Source organism: Stenotrophomonas sp. CCNWLW162 (genome assembly GCF_037203745.1).
In the GTDB taxonomy this organism is placed as follows: Bacteria; Pseudomonadota; Gammaproteobacteria; order Xanthomonadales; family Xanthomonadaceae; genus Stenotrophomonas; species Stenotrophomonas maltophilia_AQ.
The window spans coordinates 327,683-350,478 of record NZ_JBBCBL010000002.1 but is presented as its reverse complement, the minus strand read 5'-3'; the positions used below and the strand labels follow the sequence as shown (position 1 = coordinate 350,478).

Here is a 22,796-nt window from a genome sequence, read left to right as displayed (position 1 = left end):
TTGCCTGCGATCATCCGCGTTGCAGGCGAGGGGATAGGATACGTGTCCTGTTTTCGCCCAGGTCAATGGAATGCCGATGAAACTGCCGATCCTGCTGCTCTCGCTGTCACCGCTGGTTGCCTGGGCGGATACTCCACAACCGCCGGCGTGCAATGCCGAGAGTTTCTTCAGCAGCCAGTTCGACTATGTCGTGGGCCGCGTGGTCGACGCCGGGGAGGTGCTGTTGCTGGGCGAGGCGGAAGGCTGCCTGGACGAAGAGCGTGATGGGTGCCGCAGTGGCGAGGAGATGGAACCGGGCACTGGCCTGGTGATCGGCGACCGCTGGAACAGCTACTACTGCGTGAAAGCACGTCCGCCGAGCAAGGAAGTGGTGGGCTGGGCACCGGAGCCGCGCGTGATGAAAACGAGCAACTATGTCGAGACCAGCCTGACCGACTGGGTTGCCCATTGGGAGCGCAGCGACGGAAATGCCATCGACATCGCAGCCAAGGGGGGCGCATTCGAGCTGAGCGTGCCTGGTAACGGCGAGGGCGCCGCGCCGCGGGTTGTGGGCCGTGTTGCACCAGAGGAGGATGAGGACGTGCTGTACCTGCACCAGGGGCGCTGCACGACACGAGTACTGCTGCGCGGCACCGACCTGGTGGTGGCCGACAATGGGGAGTGTGGCGAGCGCGAGCGCGGCCTGCGCGGTGAGTACCACAACCGTGCTCCATTGGATCGGTTGATGCAGCGCCTGGGGCAGTAGTGGCGCACGGGCCTGGTTTGGCGCGCAGTGGAAACCCATTGCCAGCCTCACTACACTGTGAGGCTGCACCGGGCCTATAGCTCAACGGTTAGAGCAGGGGACTCATAATCCCTTGGTTCCAGGTTCGAATCCTGGTGGGCCCACCAATTAGACGTCCAATGAAGTCCAGCGGCGTCCGCAAAGCCCTTGTGTCGCTTGATTACAGGTGGTTCTAGCGTCCAGTGGTGTTCAGCGGCATCCACTTGCATCCACGAAAAAGTGAGTCAGGCTGTGTGTCAGCGGGCTAGACGCCCCTGGGCGACTCACAGGCGCTCGACTCACATGCTGATCGACACCAGGCCGCGCTCGCTCAAGCCGAAGGCCAGTCCCTTCCGTGTGGCTGACGCCAATGGCTTGTGTGTACATCGAAGTGCGCCCCTCGGGATCCAAGGTCTGGCGTTACCGTTATTTAGGGAAGGCAAGCGTCCTATTCACCGTAAGCCCATTGAAAGGACTTCGGAGCAAGATCGAAGTTGCGTGCATTGCGGTCTGCAGTTGAAAGGTTCCATGAATGACACACGGAAGCATACGACTCATGCAGACAGAAAACCTCCCAGTGCGGAGATTATGGTTCGGTCACATCTGTCGAGGCTGTCGGTATGCAGAGGAATTTTGAAGTAACAAAGGCAGCTGTGAGCGATGCCAGTGCTGTCGTTCGGCTGATTGCATTGGCTGATGAAGAGGCCGTCATTGTTCTATCAGGGAAGCCCTCGTTGTCCGAGGCAATGGCACACTTTGAGCAGAACTTCGCACGTTCAGATGTCTACTTCAATTTTGAGAACGTTTTGATCGCGCGCAAAGGTAGCGCAGTCATTGGCTGCATCCTGTTTTTCAATGGCACGGATGAAAGTCGGTACAGCTCAGTAAGCGGTCTGGAAGAGAGTGAACCCAGGGAATCCGATGAAGATGAGGTCTACATTGATTCGCTGGCGGTCGATCCGGATCATCGGGGCGAAGGCATAGCTGGCGAATTGGTGCGCAGGGTCATCATTGAGGCGGAGGCCCGAGGCTTTACCAAGGTTGGTCTGCTGGCTGATGCCTCCAATCCGCGACTGGGCAAGATGTATCGAAATCTTGGGTTCGCGCAGGAAAAGCTTGTCCATTGCAGGAGTGGGGAGTACGAGAAGCTGACGCATCTGCTGAAGATCAGTCAGGCCGACCGCGCCAGGGGTGTGTAGCGACAGCCCGACGTCATAGGTCACGGTTGCAGGGAGCGAGAGGGTGAGGGTAACCAGTACGCATGTCGTTGCTTCGATCCTGATGCTTGCGGGCATCACTCTCGGTGCGCAGTCTGTCGCTCAGGGCCGTGCAGTGGATGAAGCGCAGGCCCATGAGATGGAACAAGAGATAGCGATCTCTGCGCGATCCATCATGACGCGCGCCCCCGGCATCACCTTGGATGAAGCCCGGCAACGGGCCAGGATCGAAGGTGAACTTCCGCCGCATCTGCAGGCCCTGCAGGCCGAGTTTGCACGCCGTCTGCTTGAGGTCCGCCTCATGCAGGCGACAGACCTGTATGTGCGGGTGTCGCTGCAAGGCGATGCTCCGGTCGCGCCCCGTACTCTGGTTGTGCCGTCAGGTCGCGTCCGCGTGGAATTCTCGACCGGACATCCGTTCACGGAAGAAGCATTCGCGCAGCGGCTGCGTGCCATCAGCCGGGAGGCTGCGGCCAGCATCCCGGGCTATGTCGGGTTGAGCGGAGATGCGCATGCCCATGCCGCGTCCGTTCGCATCCGGGGCGATGAGGCTGAGGCGCGACGGTACCGTGGCGCTCTGTCCGCCTTGCAGGAAAAGTACGGTCTTGCCCTGCGCTTCCAGACTTTGAGCGAACCAGAACGAAACTATTGAGCGGGCCCCGACGGATCGCCCCCGATGTTGAAGCAGGCCATCATCTGCGGGATGCTCGACCACGGCGCTGCCACATCTCGAGGCAGCGCCTGCCGTGCCACCCGTCCAGGAGTCCGCATGAAACGCAGTGCCCGCATGTTCGTCGCCCTGACCGCGCTCGCTGCATTGCCTGCCGCTGCAGAGCCATCCGAATCACCCAAGCGCCCTTCCGTTGAAACCCTGCAGCGCCTGATCGTCGACAAGGCACCACAAACGCGCGTGCAAACACCGGACCACGAGCGCATCACCGCACGGCGCATCGATATCGTCGATGACACGGGGGTGATCCGCATGACGTTGTCCGGCAAAACGCCGGCGCCGATCATCGATGGGCTGCAGTACAAGCGCGCCTTCAACGTGGCCGGCATGGTGCTGTATGACGATAAGGGCAGCGAGCGTGGTGGCTTCGGTACTGCCGACGTCGATGGTGGGATGGCGGTGCTGGCGCTGGATCATCCGGCGATGGATGCGATTGGCTGGCGGGTATCGCCGGACGGCGCGGTGAGTTTTTCGCTCAACCAGGCGCCGAAGCTGATCCGCGAGCCTGCGCTGGGCAACAAGTTGATTCCCGGCGTGCAGGCACCCACCCGTATCGGTCTGATGGTCGGGCCTGACGGCACCCCGGCCATTGCGTTGAATGACAAGGCCGACCGCACGCGCCTGCGCTTGACCGTCACGGCCGAGGGTTACGGTGCCATCGAGTTTCTGGATGCACAGGGCAGGGTGATCCACACGCTGGCGCCGGAGGCTGAGCTTCGCCGCTAGCGCGTGCGCGTCGCGGATCGGCGCTTACCCGCGCCGCCCGCGCCCATCAATGCTGTAGCGCCCGGCGCCGGTGCAGGCCAGCAGCAGGAAGCCACCGGCCAGCCCCAGGTTCTTCAGGAACATGATCTGCTGGGTCTGGTCTGCGAAGTTGTGGTGGAAGATGAAGGCGGTGATCAGGCTGAAACCCACCAGCACGATCGACACCAGCCGGGTCTGGAAGCCGAGCAGGATGCACAGCCCGCTGCCGATCTCGAAAACGATGGTTGGCCACAGCAGGATGCCCGGCACACCCATCGCTTCCATATAGCCCTGGGTGCCGCTGAGATCACCGAGCTTGCCCAGCCCGGAGACCAGGAACAATGCCATCAGCAGGATGCGCGCAAGCAGGTAGGCAAGCGAATGCGATGAGTGGCTCATGTGGATGTCCTCAGGGGCTGGCGACGCCGATCGGAGCCCAGCGCCGGTGAAGCCTGTGTATACAACCAGATAGGGCGTCTTGACAGACAGCCATGCCGCAGTAGACCTTTCCCGCCATGACGATCGATATTGAATCGCTCAGCCTTCGGGAACTGGGTGCCTTGGTGGCTGCCGCTGAACAGCGCAGACAACTGATTTCCAACCGTCGCCCGGCCAGTGCGGTGCGGCGCATGTTGAAGGCCGCAGCGGCCGAAGCCGGCTATACGCTCGAAGAGCTCTTCGGCGAAGAAGCCGTCGAAGACGCCGCACCCAGCCGCAAGCCCGCGAGGCGTAGAACCGGAAAGGTGGCGGCCAAGTACCGCGACCCGGAGTACAAGCGCCTGACCTGGTCCGGCCGCGGGCGCATGCCACGCTGGCTGGCGTCCAAGGTGCAGAAGGGCCACAAGGTGACCGATTTCCTGATTCCCGGCCTGGCCCGGCCGACGGCGCGCAAGAGCAGCCCGATCGGCAAGCGCACGGTCTTCAAGAAGGATTGACCAGGCCACGCTGTTAACCTGCCAGGGTCTGCACAGAGCGAGAGCACGCATGCAACACAACGGCAGCATGACGATTGCGCCCAAGATCCTGTACGCCGCCGGCGCCGCAGCCGTGCTGATCAGTCTGCTGGCCTGGTCGGTGGAATGGAGTGGGGTGGCCTACGTCTGCCCATACTGCCGGGTGCAGCGCACGGGTATGGGGCTGTTGGGCCTGTTGGTGCTGTTCGCGCGGCCCGGCGGGCTCATCGTGCCTTGGCTTTCATACACCACGGGCGGTTTCGCGTTCGTGGTGGCGGCGATGCAGCACTTCAACGGCTGGAAGCGCATTTCCGCCGGCAATTTCAGCTTCAATGAACAGTGGTACATCGACCCCTGGCTGCTGTCGGGCTGCGCGATGCTGATCCTGGTGGCGCAGCTGATGCTGGTACAGGCGGCGTGCCGGCGCAGTCTGCACTGAGGCCTACCCACGGGGCGTAGCGTCAGGCGTTCTGGAACACTGCCAGCTGCGCGGCATACGCACGTTGGTAGGCGGGGCGCTGCGTTGCACGGGCCACATAGGCGACCACGTGCGGGTGCTCGTCGAGGAGGCCGCTGCTCTTCAGGCGCAGCAGCACCGAGACCATCATCAGGTCGCCCACGCTGAAGTCACCGTCAAGCCACAGGGCTTTGCCCAGCCACGCTGACAGCTGCGCCAGCCGCATACGCACACGCTCATCGAGCATCGGCAGGCGCTGCGCGTACCAGGGCTGCTCGCGCTCCAGCACCCAAGCCATCGAGCGTTCGACAATCGGCGGCTCCACCGTGTTCAGCGCGGCAAACACCCACATGATGGCGCGCATGCGCGCATCCGGATCGATCGGCAACAGACCGGGATGCTGCTCGGCCAGGTGCAGGATGATCGCGCCGGATTCGAACAGGACCCGATGTCCTTCCTGCCAGGTGGGAATCTGTCCGAAGGGACTCCGTGCCAGATGCGCGGGCTGCTTCATCTCGGCGAAGGTGAGCAGCTGCACGTCATAGGACACACCCAGCTCTTCGAGGGCCCAGCGCACGCGCATGTCACGGGCCAGGCCCTGGCCGCGGTCCGGGGAGGTGGCGAAGGCGGTGAGGATGGGGCACATCGGGGTACTCCTTCGGGCCGAAGGGCCCGCCTTTCCTGTTCCGACGAACGACGGGGCGGGAAATCGACAGCCATTCCGGGACGCCGGGCGATACACTGCCCGCTACCCATCAACCCTGTGCCCTCCCCATGTGGCAGCGCCGCACCTCCCTGGCCGAACTGCGGCAGCAACGCGATCTGCTACAGGCTGAGATGGATGCGGAAGCCCGGCGACAGGTCTCATGGCTTCCGCCGGATGATCTCGTGGCAGCGCTGATGCCGCAGGCGCGCCGGCTGCAGGAGCTGAATCAGCAGATCATCCGGGCTACTCCGCCGCGTGAGCTGATGAAGCGCCTGCAGGCGCTTGAACGGCAGCTGGTCGAATCCGGTGCACAAAGCGCAGGTATGCGGCAGGCGCTGCGGGATGAACTGCGCGATCTGAACCTGCATTTCAGCAATCCGCGCCGTCGTCCATTGACAGCCAAGGTGTTGCTGATCCTGTTGGCCAGCGTTGCGGCGGCGTTGTTGCTGCCGAAGCTGCTCGTGGACCTGCTGGCTGCTATCTAACTCGCCCTCACTCTGCCCGATGCAGCTTCCGGTACTGATCCGGCGTGCACTGCGCGTGCCGCTTGAACATCTCGGCGAAGGCGCTGACGCCGGAGTAACCCAGCTCTTCGGCGATCCGGCTGATCGGCCGGCGTGTGCACAACGCCTCCGTGGCGCGCACGAACTTCACCCGCCCACGCCAGTCGCCAAGCGACATGCCCAGTTCACTGCGTGCCATGCGCTCCAGCTTGCGCACGCTCATGTGGTGGCGCTGCGCGACCTCGGCAACCGATTCGGCCGCCGACAGGCGTTTCTCCATGTACGCCATCACCTGCTTCAGTGCAGCGCTGCTGGCGATCGGCAGGAAACTTGGCAGCACCGCGGCATTGACGATCTGATCGATCACCACCGCGGCCATGCGCCGCTGGACCGGTGTCTGCGGATCGGCAACCCCCTGCCGTGCCAGCTCATGCAGCAGTTCACGCAGCAACGGGCTGACTTCCAGCGCACTGCAACGCGTTGGCAGCCGACGTGACAGTGCTGCCGACAGATAGGCCGAGCGATAGGCCAGCTGCGATCGATTGCGCGAGTAGTGGGCCATGCCGGGTGGAATCCAGATGGCGTAGTGGGGTGGAGATACCATCCACTCACCATCGATCTTCATCTCCATCACGCCCTGCGCGACGAAGTTGAACTGTCCCCAGGGATGACTGTGCGTGCCCCAGTTGGTGGGCTCCATCGAGCCCTGCCGGAAGTAGATTGGGCCGGGCAGCTGGAGGAAAGTGGGGACCGGCTCAAGAGGTTGCCGCAAGCGAGGGGTGGAATGGCGCATTTTCGGGATGTCCTCGATATGCGCCAAGCGTACGCTGGCCATTCCCCTGCGTACAGCCGCCGCCTTGAACTATCTCTTTCCTATCCTCGCGTGCCTGTTGTGGGGCGCAAACACCATCGTCACCAAGCTTGCCTCCGGTTCAGTGGGCCCGATCGACATCGGCTTCTTCCGCTGGCTGGTGGCGGCCGTCCTTCTGTTGCCGTTTGCCCTGCCACGTCTGCGCGGAAACCTGCCAACCGTGCGTGCAAATCTCGGCCGCTTCCTGGTGCTGGGTTGCCTGGGTGGCGTGATGTACCAGTGCCTGGCGTACTACGCGGCACACTTCACCTCGGCCACCAACATGGGGGTGATCCAGGCCCTGATTCCACTGATCGCGCTGGCGCTGTCACGTGTATTCATGGGCCATCCGGTGCGTGGCACCGCCATCCTCGGAGCGGTGATCTCCAGCATCGGCGTGGTCGCGGTGGTGTCCCAGGGCGACCTGGCGCGGTTGGCTACGCAGGGCCTGAACCGCGGTGATGCGATCATGCTGGTCGGAGCGTTGGCCTTCGCCGCCTACAACGTGCTGATGCAGCGCTGGAAGATTCCGCTGTCGGTGCTGGAGTCGCTGTTCCTTCAGGCCACGGCCGCGTCGCTGATCCTGCTGCCACTGCAGCTGCTGATCGGGACCGGGGTGGACAACCTGACGGCGGTCGGTTGCATCGGCTTCGCTGCGGTCTGTGCATCCATTCTCGCGCCGCTGACCTGGATGACCGGCCTTTCCCGGCTGGGCGCAGCGCGTGTTTCCGGCTTCTTCAATCTGGTGCCGATCGTCACCGCTGCGTTGGCGGTGATGCTGCTGGGGGAGTCGCTCACTGGATGGGTACTGGGCGGTGGCCTGCTGGCTGTCGGCGGCGTGGTGTTCGCCGAATACGCTGCCAAGCGCGCAGCAGCGCAGGCGTAGTGTCGTGATCAAGAATCGTGCACCGATCCGCACAATGCCTGCTGCACCCGCAACTCCAGTGCATCCACATCGTGACCTCGCTTGCCCTGCAGGCTGAGATACAGCGACAACGGGTCAACCGCATCGTCGATGCTGGTGAACCCGGGCGGATATGCCCAGATCTGCAACCGGGCATTCTGTGCGCAGGTGGGCCCCGGCGCGGGCAGTGCGCCCAGTACCCGCCAGGTTTCGATGTACAGGGCGCGGGTGGTGCTGGCCGCCTGCGAGGGACCGGCAAGGAGGGCATCGGTACCGGCCACGGGTGCCGGATGGCCGGCACTGCGGAGCACATCGGCGGTCTGTTCCCAGCAGACATCCACCTCTTTCAGCACCGGCGAACGCAGGAACGGTTGTGCCCGGGCCCAGACATCGTCGCGGTTGCCGGCCAGCGTGAGGAAGCGTTCGCGGCCGCCCTTGGAGCGTTCGACCAGTCCGCGTTCGACCAGTTCGGCAGAGAGGCGCGATGCCGTCATGGATGTGTAGCCGGCGGCCGCACTGATCTCGCGGGGAGACCACCATCGCGGCTGCCCCGACAACAGTACGTGGATCAACACGGCCTGTGCCGAGGGCAACAACGAGATGGCCTTCTTCTCGTGATCGGGCGCGTCGCGGAACTCGATGGCCAGGCTGGGCGCGAACAGCTGGGCATGCGGAACCACGAAGTCGATATGCGCTTCCACCAGGAACCGCCGCTGGGTGGGGGTGAGATAAGGAGAGACATACAGGACCAGTGCATTTGCGGCGGCGCGCAGGCAGCGGACGTCCTGGATGACGCGGCTGCTGGACTCGCTGGGCTCGCGGGCCACGGCAAGCATCGCAGGTGTTTCCCCATACAGTATCAGCTCAGCAAGGTGGTAGCGCGAGGACATCGCGCGTGGAATGGCATGCGATGAAGCCAGCGGGTGCACCGCAGAGGCGAGCCCGGGGAGAATCCTGCGCAGGTACCGCTGCGCGTCAGTGACCAGGTCGGTCAGGCCAGTGCGAACTGCCGTCGTCATCTCGTACTTTCCTTGCGGCGGCACGTCCGGAGGATCGGGACCGGGCCACACCGTCGCGTTCAGTGGTGAACCTGGAGACGGGCGTGCAGTGTCGAGGCGCGTGGCGATCCATGCGGTCCTGCTCCTTTGCCGTCATGACATCAGTGTTGCCGGGAACCTTGGAGATTCCGTCGAAGAACGATGGAGATCGGGTGGAGGTTGTGTGCATCGTGGCCGGCGGACTCCCCTTCCGCCGGCCACGAGCACGTACCTGTCGATCAGAAGCGCTGCGAGTACTTCACGTACACGGTGCGGCCGATGTCGAAGCCGCCGTAGTAGGGGAAGGAGCTGGACGGCTTGGAGAACATGATCGGGCCCTGGTGGTTGAACACGTTGTTCGAGCCTAGTGCCACCGTGCCGTCCCACGGCAGCTTGTAGCTGACCTGGATGTCGTGGAAGGCATTCGAACCCACCTTGCGCAGTGCATCCGGTTCACCATAGGCGTAGCGGTCGGGCAGGGTGCAGGGCCGGTTCGGCACGCAGTTTTCAACCATGCCGGAGAAGTAGCGCACGGTGTACTGGGTGCTGAAGTTGCCGAGCTGCCAGTTCACGCCCAGATTCGAGCGCAGTCGGGAAATGCCAGGCTGGCCGATCCGGCCCATCATGATCGTATCGCCGGCCGAGTTCTGGTTCTGCTCGTCGTACTTGGAGACGTAGCTGTTCTGCAGGTCGATGGTGATGCGGCCGAAGGAGAACTCGGGCAGGCGATAGCGGATGCCCAGATCCCAGCCTTCGGTCTCCATCGAGCCCAGGTTGGCGAGGCCGTAGAACATGCTGGTGATGTGGCCATCACCGGCGCGCTTGACGCTTCCGCAACGCGAGGCATTACCCAGCACGTAGCAGTCACGCAGGATGCGGTCGACGCTGTCCTGGATGATCATGTTGGTGATCTTGTAGCTGTACCAGTCGAGGTTGATGTCCAGGCCCTCGACCCAGCGCGGGCTCCAGACCACGCCCACGGTCTTGCTCTTGGACTCTTCCGGGCGCAGCTTCGGGTCTGAGCCGGTGGTGAACTCGTCAGGAGTGGCGCACGGATAGCTGGCACAGGGCTTCAGGCTCTGGTTCAGCTGCTGGTAGCCCAACGGCACGCCGGCGGCGTTGCAGGCGGCATTGCCGTTGACGCTGTTGGTGGCACCGATGCCGCAGGGGTCGACATACGTTTCGAAGCTGGTACCCAGGCCGCCGTACAGGTCGGAGATGCTCGGTGCGCGGAAGCCTTCGGCGAAGGTGCCGCGGATCATCAGCTCTTCGATTGGACGCCAGGCGAAGCTCGCCTTGGAATTGGTGGTACTGCCGAAGTTGCTGTAGTCGGAGTAGCGCGTGGCCAGGTTCACGGTCAGTTCCTTGGCGAACGGCAGGTCGCGCAGCACCGGTACGTTCACTTCGGCGAAGAACTCGTTGAGGCTGTAGTCCCCGGCGGTGGTGGAGGCGCCCAGCGCCGTGCTCTGCCGCGACTGCGCGAAGGCATCGGGCACGAAGCGGCCTTCTTCCTTGCGGTACTGGTAGCCCAGGGCGACCGACAGGTCACCGGCGGGCAGCTCGATCACCGGGCCGGAGATGTTGGCGAAGTAGCTGCGGGTCTTGGTGATGCCGGTGTCGTTGAACGTCGGGAACAAGAAGCGCTGCAGTTCAGGATCGGAGAGAGAGCCAGCCCCCGCGACCCCGAACGGCAGCAAAGGATTCCAAGCCAGGCAACCCGTGACCGGCGATGCCGCCGTGCCACACCGGGCCACACCGTTGGCATCGAGGTAGGAGGGCCCCAATGCCTGCCGGGAAGCGATCAGGCTCATGTCGCCACGGCCTGTTTTTGTAACTTCATTGCGGTTGAACAGCGCGCCGACGTCCCAGTCGTACGCCTTGCTTCCCAGCTCGAAGTAGCCGGACAGGCTGGGCGCGACGCGCAAGGACTTCAACTTGCTTTCGGTCGTGCGCGGCACCTCCCACAGGCGGCGATTGAACGCGATGCTGTGGTCGACGGGGTTGAACACGCTGGCCGCATCCAGCGGCGTGCCGAACTTGGTCGACTGGTACGGGTAACCTGCAATCTGCTGGTCGGTGGTGCGCTCGTTGTAGCCGATATCGGCAGTGAACTTGATCTGCTCGGTCAGTGCGTAGTCCGTGCTGAGGAACAGCGAGCGACGCTCGATGCCGGTCTGCAGGTGCATCTGCTCGTTGCCGTTGGCGAACTCGGACGGCGTGATCGGGTGGTAGTCGTTCGGGTTCTTCGGGTTGCCGCCACGATTGAGCGTCTTGAACACCGCATCACCGGTGTTGCACTTGTACAGGGCCGGGTCGCACCACGAACCGTTCTGGCTGATGTTGCTCCAGTCCGCACCGGGGTAGTTGGGGCCAGCACCACCGTACCGGGAGAACTCACGGTCGCGGGCGAACACCGGGTCCGATTTCTGGTATTCCAGTGCGAGCGTGTAGCCACCGCGTTCACCACGGGCGCCGGTGACCAGCGAGAAAGTGCTGTCCTTGCCGTCGCCCTCGCTGAACTGCCCATGTTGCACGGACACTTCCAGGCCTTCGTAGTTCTTGCGGGTGATGATGTTGACCACGCCGGCGATCGCATCCGATCCGTACAGCGCAGAGGCGCCGTCCTTCAGTACATCGATGCGCTCCACCGCGCTCATCGGGATCTGGCTGAGATCCTGGTAGCCGCCGGTGGTGGCGCCCAGGCGCTTGCCGTTGACCAGCACCAGCGAGCGGGTGGCGCCCAGGTTGCGGATGTTCACGTAGTAGCCGCCGACGTTCTCGCCGGAAGCCAGTGCGCGCGCACGCGAAATGGTCGGGGCGCCGGTGGAGGTCAGGTTCTGCAGCAGGTCGGCAATGGTGGTGAAGCCCTGCTGTTCGATCATCGCGCGGGTGATGGCGATGATGGGCTGCTGCGTCTCGATGTCGACACTGCGGATGGCCGAGCCGGTGACCTGGATGCGATCGAGGTTCTTCGGTGTTTTCTCGCTGCCATCCTGGGCATGTGCGGCCGGCGACCAGGTGGCAGCCAGGGCGGTGCCCACTGCCAGTGAAAGCAGGGTGTACTTGTAATGCATTTGGCTCTCTCCAAATCCAGTTGAATGGGTTTCGTGCATTGCTGCGTGGAAACCGATCTGAAACTCCGCTGTGCGGAATCGGAAGGAACCTAACACTCCGTTTACATCCTGATTACGTTATGGACGCGTTATCGTCGCGCGCTGGCTCCGTGCGTTCCTGCACGGGTCCTGCACGAATTCTCTACGCGCGCACATGCTGCTTTGCATCAGTGTGCCTGTGCACCTTTTGCAGATCGAAGGAGATGCGTAGTGAATACCCCTGGAAAGCCCAAACCCAGTTGGCGGCAGAGGCATGTGCTGCTGCTTGTACTGGCCATCGTGCTGCTGGTTGCGTTGATCATCATCATCGCGCCCTGGTGAATCGACGTCGGTTCGCTTGTTTTCCGTGAACGGAAATGCGCCTGCGCATGAAGAAGTCAGCGCGCGTTGAACGTGGTGATGTGCACATCAATCGGTACTCACCCGACAGCCACGCCACACCCGCCACAGTGGGGTCGAAGGCAACGCAATCGCGCTGCCATTCCCCACAGATTTTCGAGCACACAGGAGCGACTCCATGAGCACCCAGTCCACCATTGAACATCGCCTCAACGACCTGATCGAGATCGCCCGCGACGGCAAGTCGTTCTATGAAGAAGCCGCGACCAAGGTGAAGGATGCCGAGCTGTCGGCATTGTTCACCCGTATCGCCGGTGTCAAGGGTCGTATCGTCTCGGCCTTGAGCAGCTCGGTTGCTGCCAGCGGCGGCAAGCCTGCCGAGCACGGCACCATGGTCGGTTCAATGCAGCAGTTCTACGGCAAGGTACGCGCCGCGTTTGGCGACACCAATTATGGCTATGTGGCCGAACTGGAAGAATCCGAAGATCGCCTGCTTGGTGCGTTCAAGGACGTGCTGAAGGACAACGAGCTGCCGCCGGCCGTGCGCCAGGAAGTCACCCAGCTACTTCCGGAAGTTCAGGAATGCCACAACGTCATGCGCGCCCGCAAGCACGCCATGAAGGCGGCCTGACGCTCTCTGGCGGCCTTCTCCCCGGGGCCGCCACGGCTGGAGCGGCATTGCCGCTCCGGCCATCTTTGCAGCAGGCGCCTCAATCCCGCGTTTCAGGTGCGATGTCCGTCAGATGCAACACGCGGCCGATCAGCTCGCTGAAGATCGGTGCAGCGACGGCGCCGCCACCATAGCCCCCCAGCCGCGCATCCGGATCGTCAACGACCACGGCGACTGCATAGCGCGGATGGTCCGCGGGAACGAGGCCGGCGAACAGCGATGTATAGCGGCGTGCATAGCCGCCGGCACTGGCCTTGCGCGCGGTGCCGGTTTTCCCTGCGATCGGGTAGCCGATGATGCGGGCACGGGTCGCAGTGCCGCCCGGCCCGGAGGTGGTTGCCAGCATCGACAGCACCTGCTCGGCAACATGTGCAGGAATTGCCCGTGTGCGGGCCGGTGACTGCCCGAGCTCGAACGTTGGTTGCACGCGCATGCCGTGGTTGGCCAGCGTGGCGTAGGCATTGGCCAGCTGCAGCGTGGTCATCGACAGACCGTAGCCATAGGCCATGGTCTGCTTGCTGGTTCCGCTCCACGCGTGCGTATCGGCCAGCGTACCGCTGCGCTCTCCGGGAAAGCCGCTACCGGTCGGGTGCCCGGCCCCCAAGGCCGCGAACATGTCGTGGAGCTGGTCGTTGCTGAGGCGACGTGAGATCAACGAGATGCCGACGTTTGAACTCTTCTTCAGTACCTCGGTGGTATCCAGTACACCCAGGTCACGGTAGTCCCGAGTGGTGAAACGTCCGTTGCGGATCCAGCCGGGGTGGGTGTTGAACGAGCTGGTTGTGGTGATCACGCCGGCATCGAGCGCCGCAGCCACCGTGAATGGCTTCACCGTGCTGCCGGGCTCGAATACATCGGTGACGGCGCGGTTGCGGCGGGCGTTGATGGGCCCCGCGCCGGGATTGTTGTTGTTGTACGTGGGCCAGTTGACCATCGCCAGGACCTGGCCACTACCGACTTCCAGCACGACCACGCTGGCGGCCGCAGCGCCGTGGCGTTGGGCCGCCGGTCCCAGGCCTGCATGGAGGGTGTACTGCATGCGGCTGTCGAGCGACAACACGATGTCCTCGCCGGCGCGCGCAGGACGGCCGCGGTCGCGCAGCTCCACGGGGCGGCCCTTGCGGTCGATGATGACGTCGCGGTAGCCCGCCCGGCCGGCCAATCGCGTCTCGAACATCCGTTCCAGGCCTTCCACGCCATGGCCTTCGATATCGGTGATGCCGATGACCTGCGCGAACAGATCCGACTGCGGATAGAAGCGCTTGAACTCTCGCTGCAGGTGCACTCCGGTGGGAGCCTTGGCGAGCAGCGCTTCCAAGGTCGTTGGATCACCCCGGCGGAAGCCGGGCAGGTAGACGAAGCGCCGCTTTCGATCGCGCGCGAGCAGGCGGACCAGCGCGGCGGCATCAGCGTCCAGTGCCGTTGCCAGTGCTTCGACCGACCCTGATGCATCGAAGAATTCGCTGGGGTCGATCCACAGCGAAGCCACCGGCGCTGATCCGGCGATGACGGTGCCATGGCGGTCGTAGAGCGTGCCGCGATGGGCACGCAGGGGATGGTGCCGAAGCATCCGCGCTTCGGCCTGGCGCAGGTAGAAACGATGGTGGATGATCTGTACATCGGCCGCGCGTGCCAGCAGCAGGCCGCCCATCGCGACCAGTGCTGCGCAGGTCAGGCGGTAGCGGCGACGGAAATCATGGCCGCGTGCTGCACGTGGGGAAAGGCTCCTGTTGCGTACGCCGCTGGACATCGATCGCGTCGCTACAGCGGCTGATCGGCGATGTACGCCAGCAGCGCAGCGGCGCTGTCGACGACGCTGGCATGGCTGCGACTGTTGGCAATGGCCATGCAGGTGATTTCGGCATCGCGCAGTGCCGCCAGCCGGTCCTGCAGGCGGGGATAGGGCTCGGCCGAGCGATAGGTTGCGGTGTAGCCGGCGTCCAGCATCGGTTGGATCTGCAAGGGGTGGCTGCCATGCCGCTCGCGCAGCGCACGGTCCAGCCGCGCGACATCGCAGGATGCAACGGCGTTGAACGCGTATTCCCACGCCAGGGCATTGGCCATGCCCATGTCGATCTGCTTGAGCAGTGCATCGCGCGGCGGTGTACCGAGGGGCGGGGCTGGCACCGCCAGCGCATCGGTGGCCGGCAGTGCGATCAGAAGCAGGATCAGCGGAAGGTTCAGTCGCATGTGTGTGGCTCCCGGCGTGAAGCAGAGGTGCGTGCTGCGGGGCTCTGCTGTGGGCGTCCCAGCAGTGCCACCGCTAGGCTGGCCAGCGCTGCGGCGATGGCCGAGGTCCACAGGGCGCTGGCGAAGCCGTGGCTGTAGATCGCCTGTGCGAACGTCGCGGTGTGTGAGCCAGCGAATGTACCGGTGGCGATCGCATCGGCCATCGGCCGCACGTCGCCGGGTGGCACCGCCGCCGTCAACGCGGTGCGGATGCCCAGGCTCAGTGCGCTGGAAAGGATGGTGAAGCCCAGCAGGATGCCGACGAAACGCGTGGTGGCGCTGATGCCGGAGGCCATGCCGGCGCGGTCGCGCGGTGCCGCACCGATGATGGCCTTGGAGGTCTCGCCATTGAGGATGCCCCCACCGGCACCGATCACGATCATCGCGAGCAATGCCAGCCATGGTTGCTGCTGCCACGCGGCGAGGCCGGCCACGGCGTTGCCGACGGCGGTGATCGACAGGCCGATGGCCAGCACGGCCGGGCTCGTCAGGTGGCGGCCCAGCCGCCGGCCGATCGCAGGGAACAGCAGCATCGCCGCAGCGAAGGGCAGCATGCCGACACCGGCGGCCAACGCGCCCAGCCCCATGCCATTCTGCAGATACTGCGGCAGCATCGAGGCCATCACCTGGGCGCTGACCGAATAGCCGACCATGGCGATGAGCGCGCCGACGAAGCGCGGGCTGGCCAGCAGCCCGAGGTCCACCATGGGATGCGGCCGTGCCCGCTCAACGATGACGAAGGCGGTCCCCATGGCGAAGGCCAGGGCCAGCCCGGTCAACGCCGTTGCAGCGCCCCAGCCCTGCGCCAGGCCTTCCACCAGGAACAGTACGATGCCGAAGATCGCCAGGCTGAAGGTGGCGATGCCGGGCGGGTCGAGCGGGCGGAGCACGCTGTCGGAGGATTCCGGTATCCAGCGCAGCGCGCCGTAGCCGAGCAGGGCGAGGAACGGCAGGATCGCGATGAACACCGCGCGCCAGCCCCATAGCGTGGACAGTACGCCACCGATCAACGGCGAGAGCACCATCATCATGCCCATGGCCGTGCCCCAGAATGCCCACGCGTTGTCCTTGGCGGCCCCCTCGTGGAAGGTGTGGCCGATGATCGACAGCGATGGCGCCAACAGGAATGCGGCACCCACGCCCTGCAGCGCCCGCGCGAGATAGAGTGATGATGCGGTCGGCGCCAACGCGCACAGCAATGAGGTGAGGGCGAACACGGTGATGCCGATCAGCAGCACGCGGCGGCGGCCGCAACGGTCGGCGATGGCACCGGCCGGCAGCAGCAGCGAAGTGAAGGACAGGATGTAGGCGCTGATCACCCACTCGATATCCGCGAACCCGGCATGCAGGTCACGCGCGATGCCGGGCAGCGCGACCGCCACTGCATTGGTCTCCAGCACGGTCATCGTGCAGCCCAGCGAGGCCACCAGCAGGATCCAGTCGGGCAGCCTGCGTGTCACAGGGGAAAGGGTGGGGGAGGATGGCACCGGTCGCTCGCAGGAGGGAGAGGACAGGCATTCCAGCAGCGATCAGTGTTTGTTTCATTCTCGGTGTTTTCCCGGTACGTTAGGTTTTGCCTAACGAAGCGTCGCCCATGGAACGTCGTCACCTGGAGTACTTCGTCACCTTGGCCGAGGAGTTGCACTTCGGCCGTGCGGCGTTGCGCCTGGGGATCGCCACGCCGACCCTGAGCGTGCAGATCCAGGACATCGAGCGCCGGCTCGGGACCCGCCTGTTCGAGCGCGGACGCCGGGAGGCGGCGCTGACCTCGGCCGGCGAGGTGTTCCTGGCCGAAGCACGTGACGTGCTGCGCCGGTTCGAGCAGGCCGAAACCGTGGGCCGGCGGGCTGGCCGCGGCGAGATCGGCAAGATCGAGATCGGTTATGTGGGTTCGGCGTTGTATGCCGGCGCGCTGCAGGACCAGCTGAGCCGGTTCCGCGACCGCTATCCCGGCGTTGACCTGCAGGTGAGCGAATGGCCGATGGGCGTGCTGCCGGAGCTGCTGCAGCAAGGCCGGGTGGACGTGGTGTTCTGCCGGCCGCCGATGGATGTGCCCGACAGTTTCGGTGAACACACCCTGGTCGAGGACCAGTTCTGCGTGGCCCTGCCGGAAATCCATCCGCTGGCGCAGGCGGGGAGTCCGGTGCAACCGGCGGCGCTGGCCAGGGAAGGGTTCGTGATGCCGGAACAGCCGGCAGGCGCGATGGAGGTCGCGCGACGGGGCGGCTTCATTCCACGCATCCGTTCGCAGCCCGGCCATCTGGCAGCGGTGCTGGCCGAGGTTTCCGTCGGCGTCGGTTCGGTGGCGATCGTGCCATCGGTGCTGCAACGCACGCTGGTGCTGCCGGGCATGGTCTATCTGCCGCTGGCCGGCCCGACCATCGTTTCGACCATTGCCGTGCAGTACCGCCAGGCCGAGAGCTCGCCGGTGGTGCGGCGCCTGATCGAACAGGTGAAACAGACGCCATGCAGGCGCATCGACATGCTGCCGCTGGGCTGACCGCTGCTGCCGCTTGCCGGTGGTTGCTACACTTGCGCCACCTGTACAGGTATTCGATGGCGCCATGAACAACGGGAACGGTCCGCAGACAGTTCGCTGAGCCGCAACAACGATGCAGACGTTGTTGCGGTGATCATCCCTGCGATGCACGCGAAGTGGATGGACCACCGCCGGATTCACTCTGGGCGGAGACTTCCCATGTTCAATCGACAGGCCCCACGTTGGGCCCATTCCCTGCCGTCGGCCATCGTGCTGATGGCCCCCTTCGATCTCCTGGCCTCGCTGGCCATGGATATCTACCTGCCTGTGGTTCCTGCAATGCCACGCGCGCTGGGCACCTCGCCGGTGCTGGTGCAGCTGACGCTCGGTGCCTACCTGCTGGTGCTCGGCGTGGGCCAGCTGGTGTTCGGTCCACTGTCCGATCGCATCGGGCGACGGCCGGTGTTGTTACTGGGCGCGTTGCTGTTCACCGCCGCGTCGTTGGCGCTGGCGGCGTCCAGCAGCGGCGCGGCGTTCCTGGCCTGGCGAACCGTGCAGGCGGTCGGTGCATCGGCTGCGCTGGTGGCGACCTTCGCCACCGTGCGTGATGTATATGCCGATACGCCGGAGGGTGCTTCCCTGTATGGGTTGTTCGCCTCGATGCTGGCCTTCGTGCCCGCGCTCGGTCCGATCCTTGGTGCGTTGGTGGCAGGCGCATTCGGCTGGCGTGCAATCTTCGCATTGCTGGGCGTGCTCGGCCTGATCGCGGGCCTGCGCGCGCAACGCCATTGGCAGGAGACCCGCCCGCCGCGCAGCGACGCGCCAGGCCCGGTGCTGCAGCGCATCCTCCGCAGCGGTGGATTCTGGGTGTACACGCTGGGTTTCAGTGCGGGCATGGGCACCTTCTTCGTGTTCTTCTCGATCGCTCCCCGCATCCTGGTTGGACGCATGCAGTACTCGCCACTGTCCTTCAGCCTGGCGTTCGCAACGGTGGCGCTGATGATGATTTTCAGCGCGCGCCTGGCGAAGAGGCTGATCGCCCGCTGGCAGGTGCGCGGGACCTTCCTGCGTGGGCTGTGGGTGATGATCGGCGGGGCGTTGCTGATGGCACTGGCGACGCTATGGCCACCGTCATTCGCCAGCGTGGTGCTGCCGATGTGGGCCATCGCGGTGGGCCTGGTGATGGTGGTATCGGTGGCTGCCAACGGTGCATTGCGTGATTTCGCCGATGCCTCCGGGATGGCGGTGGCGCTCTACTATGCCCTGCAGAGCGTGATCGTCGCCGGCGCAGGGACGTTGGCTACCGTGCTGCTGCCGGGAGACACGGTGTGGCCGCTGGTGGCCTATGGGCTGCTGTTGCCACTGGCCAGCCTGCTGGCTGCAAGCTGCCTGCCGTGTGGTACATAGCGGCTGGCGGCGGACAAAAAAAGGGGGCGGCCGCGAGGCCGCCCCAACCTGTCAAGAGAACACGTGCCTGGAACTAGAAGCGGACCGACCAGCGTGCGTTGGCGCCATGGTCGCGGCTTTCACTGCCGAACTGGCCGCTGTAACCCAGCTCCAGCTGCTGCCGCGGGGTCAGCCATGCCGACAGGCCCAGCTCGGCCACCACGGCGTTGTCGGCGATCGGTGCGCCCTGGACCGCGAAGGTGCTGCTGCTGTTGGCGAAGGCCAGATTGGCCACCTGGCTGCGGTCGCCAGATGCGCGGCGGTAGCCTACGCCACCGCGCAGGTGCAGCCAGCTGTCCTGCTGGAACGAGGCCTTCAGTCCCTTGTCGAAGCGCACACCGGCGGTGGCGATCGTGGTTGCGGTGTCATCCACCTTGCCCTGAAGGGAGGCCGCACCACCGCGTTCGTTGATGCGCTTGAGGTCCACTTCCACGCGCGCCACCTGCAGGTACGGCTCCAGTCCGGCTTCCGGACCACCGAAGCGGTAACCGGCTTCGATGAAGGCCTGGCGGGTGCGGGCGTCGTAGCGTGCGCTCAGGCTGTCGCTGAAGCCAGCGAACGCCACGTCGCGCGTGCTCTTCACCTCGTGCTTGCTCCAGGCCACACCACCGCGCAGGCCGAATCCACCCCAGTTGTGGCTGGCGTAGGCGCCGAAGTGCGTGTTGTCGATCTTCGACTTGGCACGACGCTCCTGCTGCTTCACGTCGGTACGGCCGGTACCGGCCAGCACACCGACCTGCCAGCCGGAAAACTCGCGATCGATGCCGACCAGCAGGCCGTTGCTGTTGGCTTCGGTGCGGGCGGTGTTGCTGTTGCCATCCAGCTTGCTGTTGCCGCCGAGTGCCTGCACCCAGGCGCCGGTGGCATCGCCCGCGTCGGCACCTGGTGCGGTGGTACCGGCACGGCGCGACAGCGCGGCATCACGCACGTAGCGGCTGCCCTCGACCAGGGCCAGTGCCGTGGCCGGATGCAGTTCGCCGCTGAGGCCGTCAAGCACGCCACCGACCTGTTGCGGGAACAGCTGGGTCAGCGGCTTGGGCAGGCCCTGGTTGATCGCCAGGCCATCGGCGCTGGTCGCCACCGCGCGTTGGTTCGGCGTGGTGGCAGCACTGGCCAGCGAGGCGCCGCGTGCCACGTCGATGCGGGCGCCGTTGGCAGCATAGGCCAGGCTGAACTGCAGGAACGGCGAGAACGCGCTGAAGTCGGTTTTCGCGAACTGGCCGCTGACGCCACCGTCGGCGCGGATGAAGTTGAACTGCTCACCCAGGTAGTAGGTGCCAGGCTCCGGCAGTGCGACCAGGGTGCCGCCAAGGGTGGCGCTGCCGGTGACGTGCAGCTGGTCGCTGCGGCCGCCGGGGGCAAGCTCGGCGGCATAGACGCCGGTCGCGCCCTGCACGTAGTTGCCATTGATGGTCAGCGTGCCGATCGAGTTGCCCGGGGCGATGGTGCCGTCCACATGTGTGTTGCCCAGCGTGCCGATGCCCTTCAACAGGCCGTTCGCACCGACCGTGGTGGTGCCGCCGGTCTGGGTGCCGTTGAAGGACACCACGCCACCGTTGACGGTCAGGTTGCTGTCCTTCAGGACGCCACTGGCACTGACGGTGCTGACGCCACCGGTGGTGGTCAGTGCGGTGGAGACCAGGCTGCCGTTGAGCAGGAACTGGCCACCCTGTACTTCGACAGCCGAGGTGAGCGTGTTGGCACCGTTCAACTCCAGCGTGCCTTCACGCAGCACCGCGCCGTTGAAGCTGTTGTCGCCGCTCAGGCGCAGCCAGCCGATACCGGATTTGGTCAGCTTGCCGGGGCCCCCGATGTCGTTGGTCCAGTCATCCCAGGCGTCGCCTTCCCACACTTTCAGGCCGCCGGCCTTCTGGTTCATCACCACGTTGGTATCCACGCGCAGCGAGCCGTAGCCTTCAATGGCCTTGCGCAGGTCCATCAGGCCCCAGCCATAGATCTCATCGATGCCTGGTGCGCCAAGATCGCGCGCGGTGGTCAACAGCACGTCGCGGACCTGCGCGCTGTCCAGATAGGGGAAGCGCTCGAACAGCAGGCCCAGTGCGCCGGTTACATGGGGTGCCGCCATGGAGGTGCCGCTCAGGTTCCCATAGGCATAAGTTGGGGCCTGACCGGAGACCTCGAGGATCACATTGCCATTGTCCTCGCGGGGACTGGCATCAATGACCGAATCTTTGCCATAGACGGTCGAATTGATATTCGAACCAGGCGCGGCCAGGCACCAGTTTGCGGCCAGGCCGCAGCGCATCGAGCGATTGCTCAGCTCCAGGGCCTGGTTGACGTTGACTACGGCCAACCAGTACGGCTCGATGTCAGTGAAGGCGCGTGGCATCGATGCGTACATGCCTGCTATCGGCGCCTGCTCTGGTGAGGGATTGACCGAGTCGGTGTTTCCCGCAGCCCATACCTGGATCAGGCCGCGGGCACGTGAGCCTTCTGCTATCGCGCCGAGGCTGTCTGCAAGATCCGGATGCGACAGATAGAAGTCGAGTTTCTCGGCGGTGTCCGGTTCGTTGGTCAGGCCCCAACTGTGGTTGACTGCGCGTACGTGCTGTTCGTTGAGCTGTGCGTACAGCTGCGGGAAGACCGAATCGGAGGCTCCCAGCCCGGCAACCGATTTACTGTCCAGGTACAGTCCGCCATCCCGCTCGACGACGGTCAGGTAGTTCACGCTGTTGGCAAACAGGCGGGCTACGGTGAGGTCAGCGCCGAACGCGACGCCGTGCATTCCATTGCCATCGCGGTTGGCGGCGATGGTGCCGGATACGTGGGTCCCATGCACGTTGTAGCTCGGACCCTCGAAGAAGCCGTTGCGATTGAGCAGGTTCTTGTAGGCCGGATCAATGAGGGTGTAATCGATGGCGACCTGATCGCCGTCGCTGACGAAGCAGGCATCCGGGCCGGCAAGTACCTCTCTGCCGCATAGGCTGCCATCGGCCAACACATCGGCCAGACGGAGGCTGCGATGATTCTTTCCGGAAAACTCCGGATGGTCCAAGCCGGTGCCGCTGTCGAACACGCCCAGGCGGATGCCGGTACCGGTCAGGCCTCGCGCGTAGGCATGGTCCGCGTTGGTCGCGGCCAGACCCCAGTCGGCGTTGAATTCATCACTGCGCCAGCTGGCCGCATCGCCCGGGTTGCCGAGGATCGACGTGCTGCTGGTTGCGGCGGACGACACCGGCGCCGACAGGTTCGCGGTGCTGGCCGTGCTGGCCGGTTGCGCCCAGGCCGCCTGCAACTGGCGCTGTTGCTGCCAGGCATCGAGTGACTCGTTGGCCATGGCGGGCGATGCAGTGGCCAGCAGCAGGGAACTGGCCACGGCAAGGGTGAGGCGGCTGTGCAGCGGGTGATTCATCGGACAACTTCCTTGGTTGACGGTCAACCACGCTGTTAACGGATTCATAGCGCGATCACCCCCAGTGCTTCGAGGAGGAGACAGTGAAGGTGTCAGAGAAGCGAAGTGCCAGACCGGAGCGCGCTTGTAGCTGCAGATCTTTCTGTGGATGGGCAGGTACCTATCGCTGCATGGCGACGTCCTGCAGAGTGTCGATCACGTGAATAAAAACATGTTCCGGATAACGTCCTGGCGTGCATGAAGCGTGGGCGATGAAAATACTGTTTGTGACATTAAACGTATT

20 protein-coding genes and 1 tRNA gene are annotated in these 22,796 nt (G+C 64.6%); 12 read left to right on the top strand and 9 right to left on the bottom strand.

The window, feature by feature from the left end; translation table 11 throughout:
• The first annotated feature begins 76 nt into the window (after positions 1–76).
• The 5 genes from V9K93_RS06615 (at position 77) to V9K93_RS06595 (ending at position 3,436) form a co-directional block, all read left to right on the top strand.
• The gene (locus V9K93_RS06615) at positions 77–745 is read left to right on the top strand and encodes a hypothetical protein (protein ID WP_046983409.1); all 669 of its coding nucleotides are present in this window, start codon (positions 77–79) and stop codon (positions 743–745) included.
• A gap of 70 nt (positions 746–815) precedes the next feature.
• A tRNA-Ile gene (locus V9K93_RS06610) sits at positions 816–891 on the top strand.
• 525 nt (positions 892–1,416) lie between these two features.
• Entirely contained in the window at positions 1,417–1,962 is a 546-nt protein-coding gene (locus V9K93_RS06605) for a GNAT family N-acetyltransferase (protein WP_046983408.1), read from the top strand.
• Between the two features lie 43 nt (positions 1,963–2,005).
• Positions 2,006–2,632, top strand: coding sequence for a hypothetical protein (locus V9K93_RS06600; RefSeq protein ID WP_337302239.1), 627 nt, complete (start codon positions 2,006–2,008; stop codon positions 2,630–2,632).
• A 117-nt stretch (positions 2,633–2,749) separates the two neighbouring features.
• Positions 2,750–3,436 (top strand): hypothetical protein, encoded by a 687-nt coding sequence (locus V9K93_RS06595; RefSeq protein WP_046983407.1) that lies wholly within the window; start codon positions 2,750–2,752, stop codon positions 3,434–3,436.
• Positions 3,437–3,460: 24 nt separating this feature from the next.
• Here the strand turns inward: V9K93_RS06595 and V9K93_RS06590 are convergent, their stop codons facing one another.
• The gene (locus V9K93_RS06590; RefSeq protein ID WP_046983406.1) at positions 3,461–3,853 is read right to left on the bottom strand and encodes a DoxX family protein; all 393 of its coding nucleotides are present in this window, start codon (positions 3,851–3,853) and stop codon (positions 3,461–3,463) included.
• Between the two features lie 116 nt (positions 3,854–3,969).
• On the opposite strand from V9K93_RS06590, the gene V9K93_RS06585 reads away from it, so the two are divergent.
• Both V9K93_RS06585 and V9K93_RS06580 read left to right on the top strand, forming a co-directional pair.
• On the top strand, positions 3,970–4,389 hold the full coding sequence (locus tag V9K93_RS06585; RefSeq protein ID WP_046983405.1) for an H-NS histone family protein: 420 nt from the start codon (positions 3,970–3,972) through the stop codon (positions 4,387–4,389).
• Positions 4,390–4,438: 49 nt separating this feature from the next.
• Positions 4,439–4,846 carry a hypothetical protein gene (locus V9K93_RS06580; RefSeq protein ID WP_295377242.1) on the top strand — a complete coding sequence of 136 codons (408 nt, stop codon included), beginning with the start codon at positions 4,439–4,441 and terminating at the stop codon, positions 4,844–4,846.
• A gap of 22 nt (positions 4,847–4,868) precedes the next feature.
• On the opposite strand, the gene V9K93_RS06575 is transcribed toward V9K93_RS06580, so the two are convergent.
• Complete coding sequence (locus V9K93_RS06575; protein WP_337302238.1) at positions 4,869–5,510, bottom strand: glutathione S-transferase family protein; 642 nt, start codon at positions 5,508–5,510, stop codon at positions 4,869–4,871.
• 128 nt (positions 5,511–5,638) lie between these two features.
• Between V9K93_RS06575 and V9K93_RS06570 the strand changes: the two genes are divergently transcribed.
• The gene (locus V9K93_RS06570; RefSeq protein WP_136638531.1) at positions 5,639–6,055 is read left to right on the top strand and encodes a hypothetical protein; all 417 of its coding nucleotides are present in this window, start codon (positions 5,639–5,641) and stop codon (positions 6,053–6,055) included.
• Between the two features lie 7 nt (positions 6,056–6,062).
• Here the strand turns inward: V9K93_RS06570 and V9K93_RS06565 are convergent, their stop codons facing one another.
• The gene (locus V9K93_RS06565; RefSeq protein ID WP_136638530.1) at positions 6,063–6,866 is read right to left on the bottom strand and encodes an AraC family transcriptional regulator; all 804 of its coding nucleotides are present in this window, start codon (positions 6,864–6,866) and stop codon (positions 6,063–6,065) included.
• A gap of 7 nt (positions 6,867–6,873) precedes the next feature.
• Here V9K93_RS06565 and V9K93_RS06560 point away from each other — a divergent pair, with 7 nt between their 5' ends.
• A complete protein-coding gene (locus tag V9K93_RS06560; RefSeq protein WP_211195191.1) occupies positions 6,874–7,809 on the top strand; it encodes a DMT family transporter in 936 nt (311 codons plus the stop codon).
• A gap of 8 nt (positions 7,810–7,817) precedes the next feature.
• On the opposite strand, the gene V9K93_RS06555 is transcribed toward V9K93_RS06560, so the two are convergent.
• On the bottom strand, positions 7,818–8,846 hold the full coding sequence (locus V9K93_RS06555) for a helix-turn-helix domain-containing protein (protein ID WP_337302237.1): 1,029 nt from the start codon (positions 8,844–8,846) through the stop codon (positions 7,818–7,820).
• A gap of 257 nt (positions 8,847–9,103) precedes the next feature.
• A complete protein-coding gene (locus V9K93_RS06550) occupies positions 9,104–11,938 on the bottom strand; it encodes a TonB-dependent receptor (RefSeq protein WP_046983399.1) in 2,835 nt (944 codons plus the stop codon).
• Between the two features lie 556 nt (positions 11,939–12,494).
• Between V9K93_RS06550 and V9K93_RS06545 the strand changes: the two genes are divergently transcribed.
• Positions 12,495–12,947 (top strand): PA2169 family four-helix-bundle protein, encoded by a 453-nt coding sequence (locus V9K93_RS06545; RefSeq protein ID WP_006395575.1) that lies wholly within the window; start codon positions 12,495–12,497, stop codon positions 12,945–12,947.
• Between the two features lie 79 nt (positions 12,948–13,026).
• Here V9K93_RS06545 and V9K93_RS06540 read toward each other — a convergent pair whose 3' ends face one another.
• From V9K93_RS06540 to V9K93_RS06530, 3 genes are read right to left on the bottom strand one after another with little or no spacing between them, the layout of a single operon-like run.
• Positions 13,027–14,736, bottom strand: a complete 1,710-nt coding sequence (locus V9K93_RS06540) for a peptidoglycan D,D-transpeptidase FtsI family protein (RefSeq protein ID WP_337302236.1) — start codon at positions 14,734–14,736, stop codon at positions 13,027–13,029.
• A gap of 11 nt (positions 14,737–14,747) precedes the next feature.
• A complete protein-coding gene (locus V9K93_RS06535; RefSeq protein WP_046983397.1) occupies positions 14,748–15,176 on the bottom strand; it encodes a hypothetical protein in 429 nt (142 codons plus the stop codon).
• Positions 15,167–16,675, bottom strand: a complete 1,509-nt coding sequence (locus tag V9K93_RS06530; RefSeq protein WP_337302235.1) for an MFS transporter — start codon at positions 16,673–16,675, stop codon at positions 15,167–15,169. The genes V9K93_RS06535 and V9K93_RS06530 overlap by 10 nt, the downstream gene beginning before the upstream one ends.
• A gap of 134 nt (positions 16,676–16,809) precedes the next feature.
• Here V9K93_RS06530 and V9K93_RS06525 point away from each other — a divergent pair, with 134 nt between their 5' ends.
• Both V9K93_RS06525 and cml read left to right on the top strand, forming a co-directional pair.
• Positions 16,810–17,715, top strand: a complete 906-nt coding sequence (locus tag V9K93_RS06525) for a LysR substrate-binding domain-containing protein (RefSeq protein WP_197617732.1) — start codon at positions 16,810–16,812, stop codon at positions 17,713–17,715.
• A gap of 198 nt (positions 17,716–17,913) precedes the next feature.
• Entirely contained in the window at positions 17,914–19,101 is a 1,188-nt protein-coding gene (gene cml, locus V9K93_RS06520; RefSeq protein WP_046984790.1) for a CmlA/FloR family chloramphenicol efflux MFS transporter, read from the top strand.
• A gap of 73 nt (positions 19,102–19,174) precedes the next feature.
• Here cml and V9K93_RS06515 read toward each other — a convergent pair whose 3' ends face one another.
• The gene (locus tag V9K93_RS06515) at positions 19,175–22,513 is read right to left on the bottom strand and encodes an autotransporter domain-containing protein (RefSeq protein ID WP_295380446.1); all 3,339 of its coding nucleotides are present in this window, start codon (positions 22,511–22,513) and stop codon (positions 19,175–19,177) included.
• Positions 22,514–22,796 lie beyond the last annotated feature (283 nt).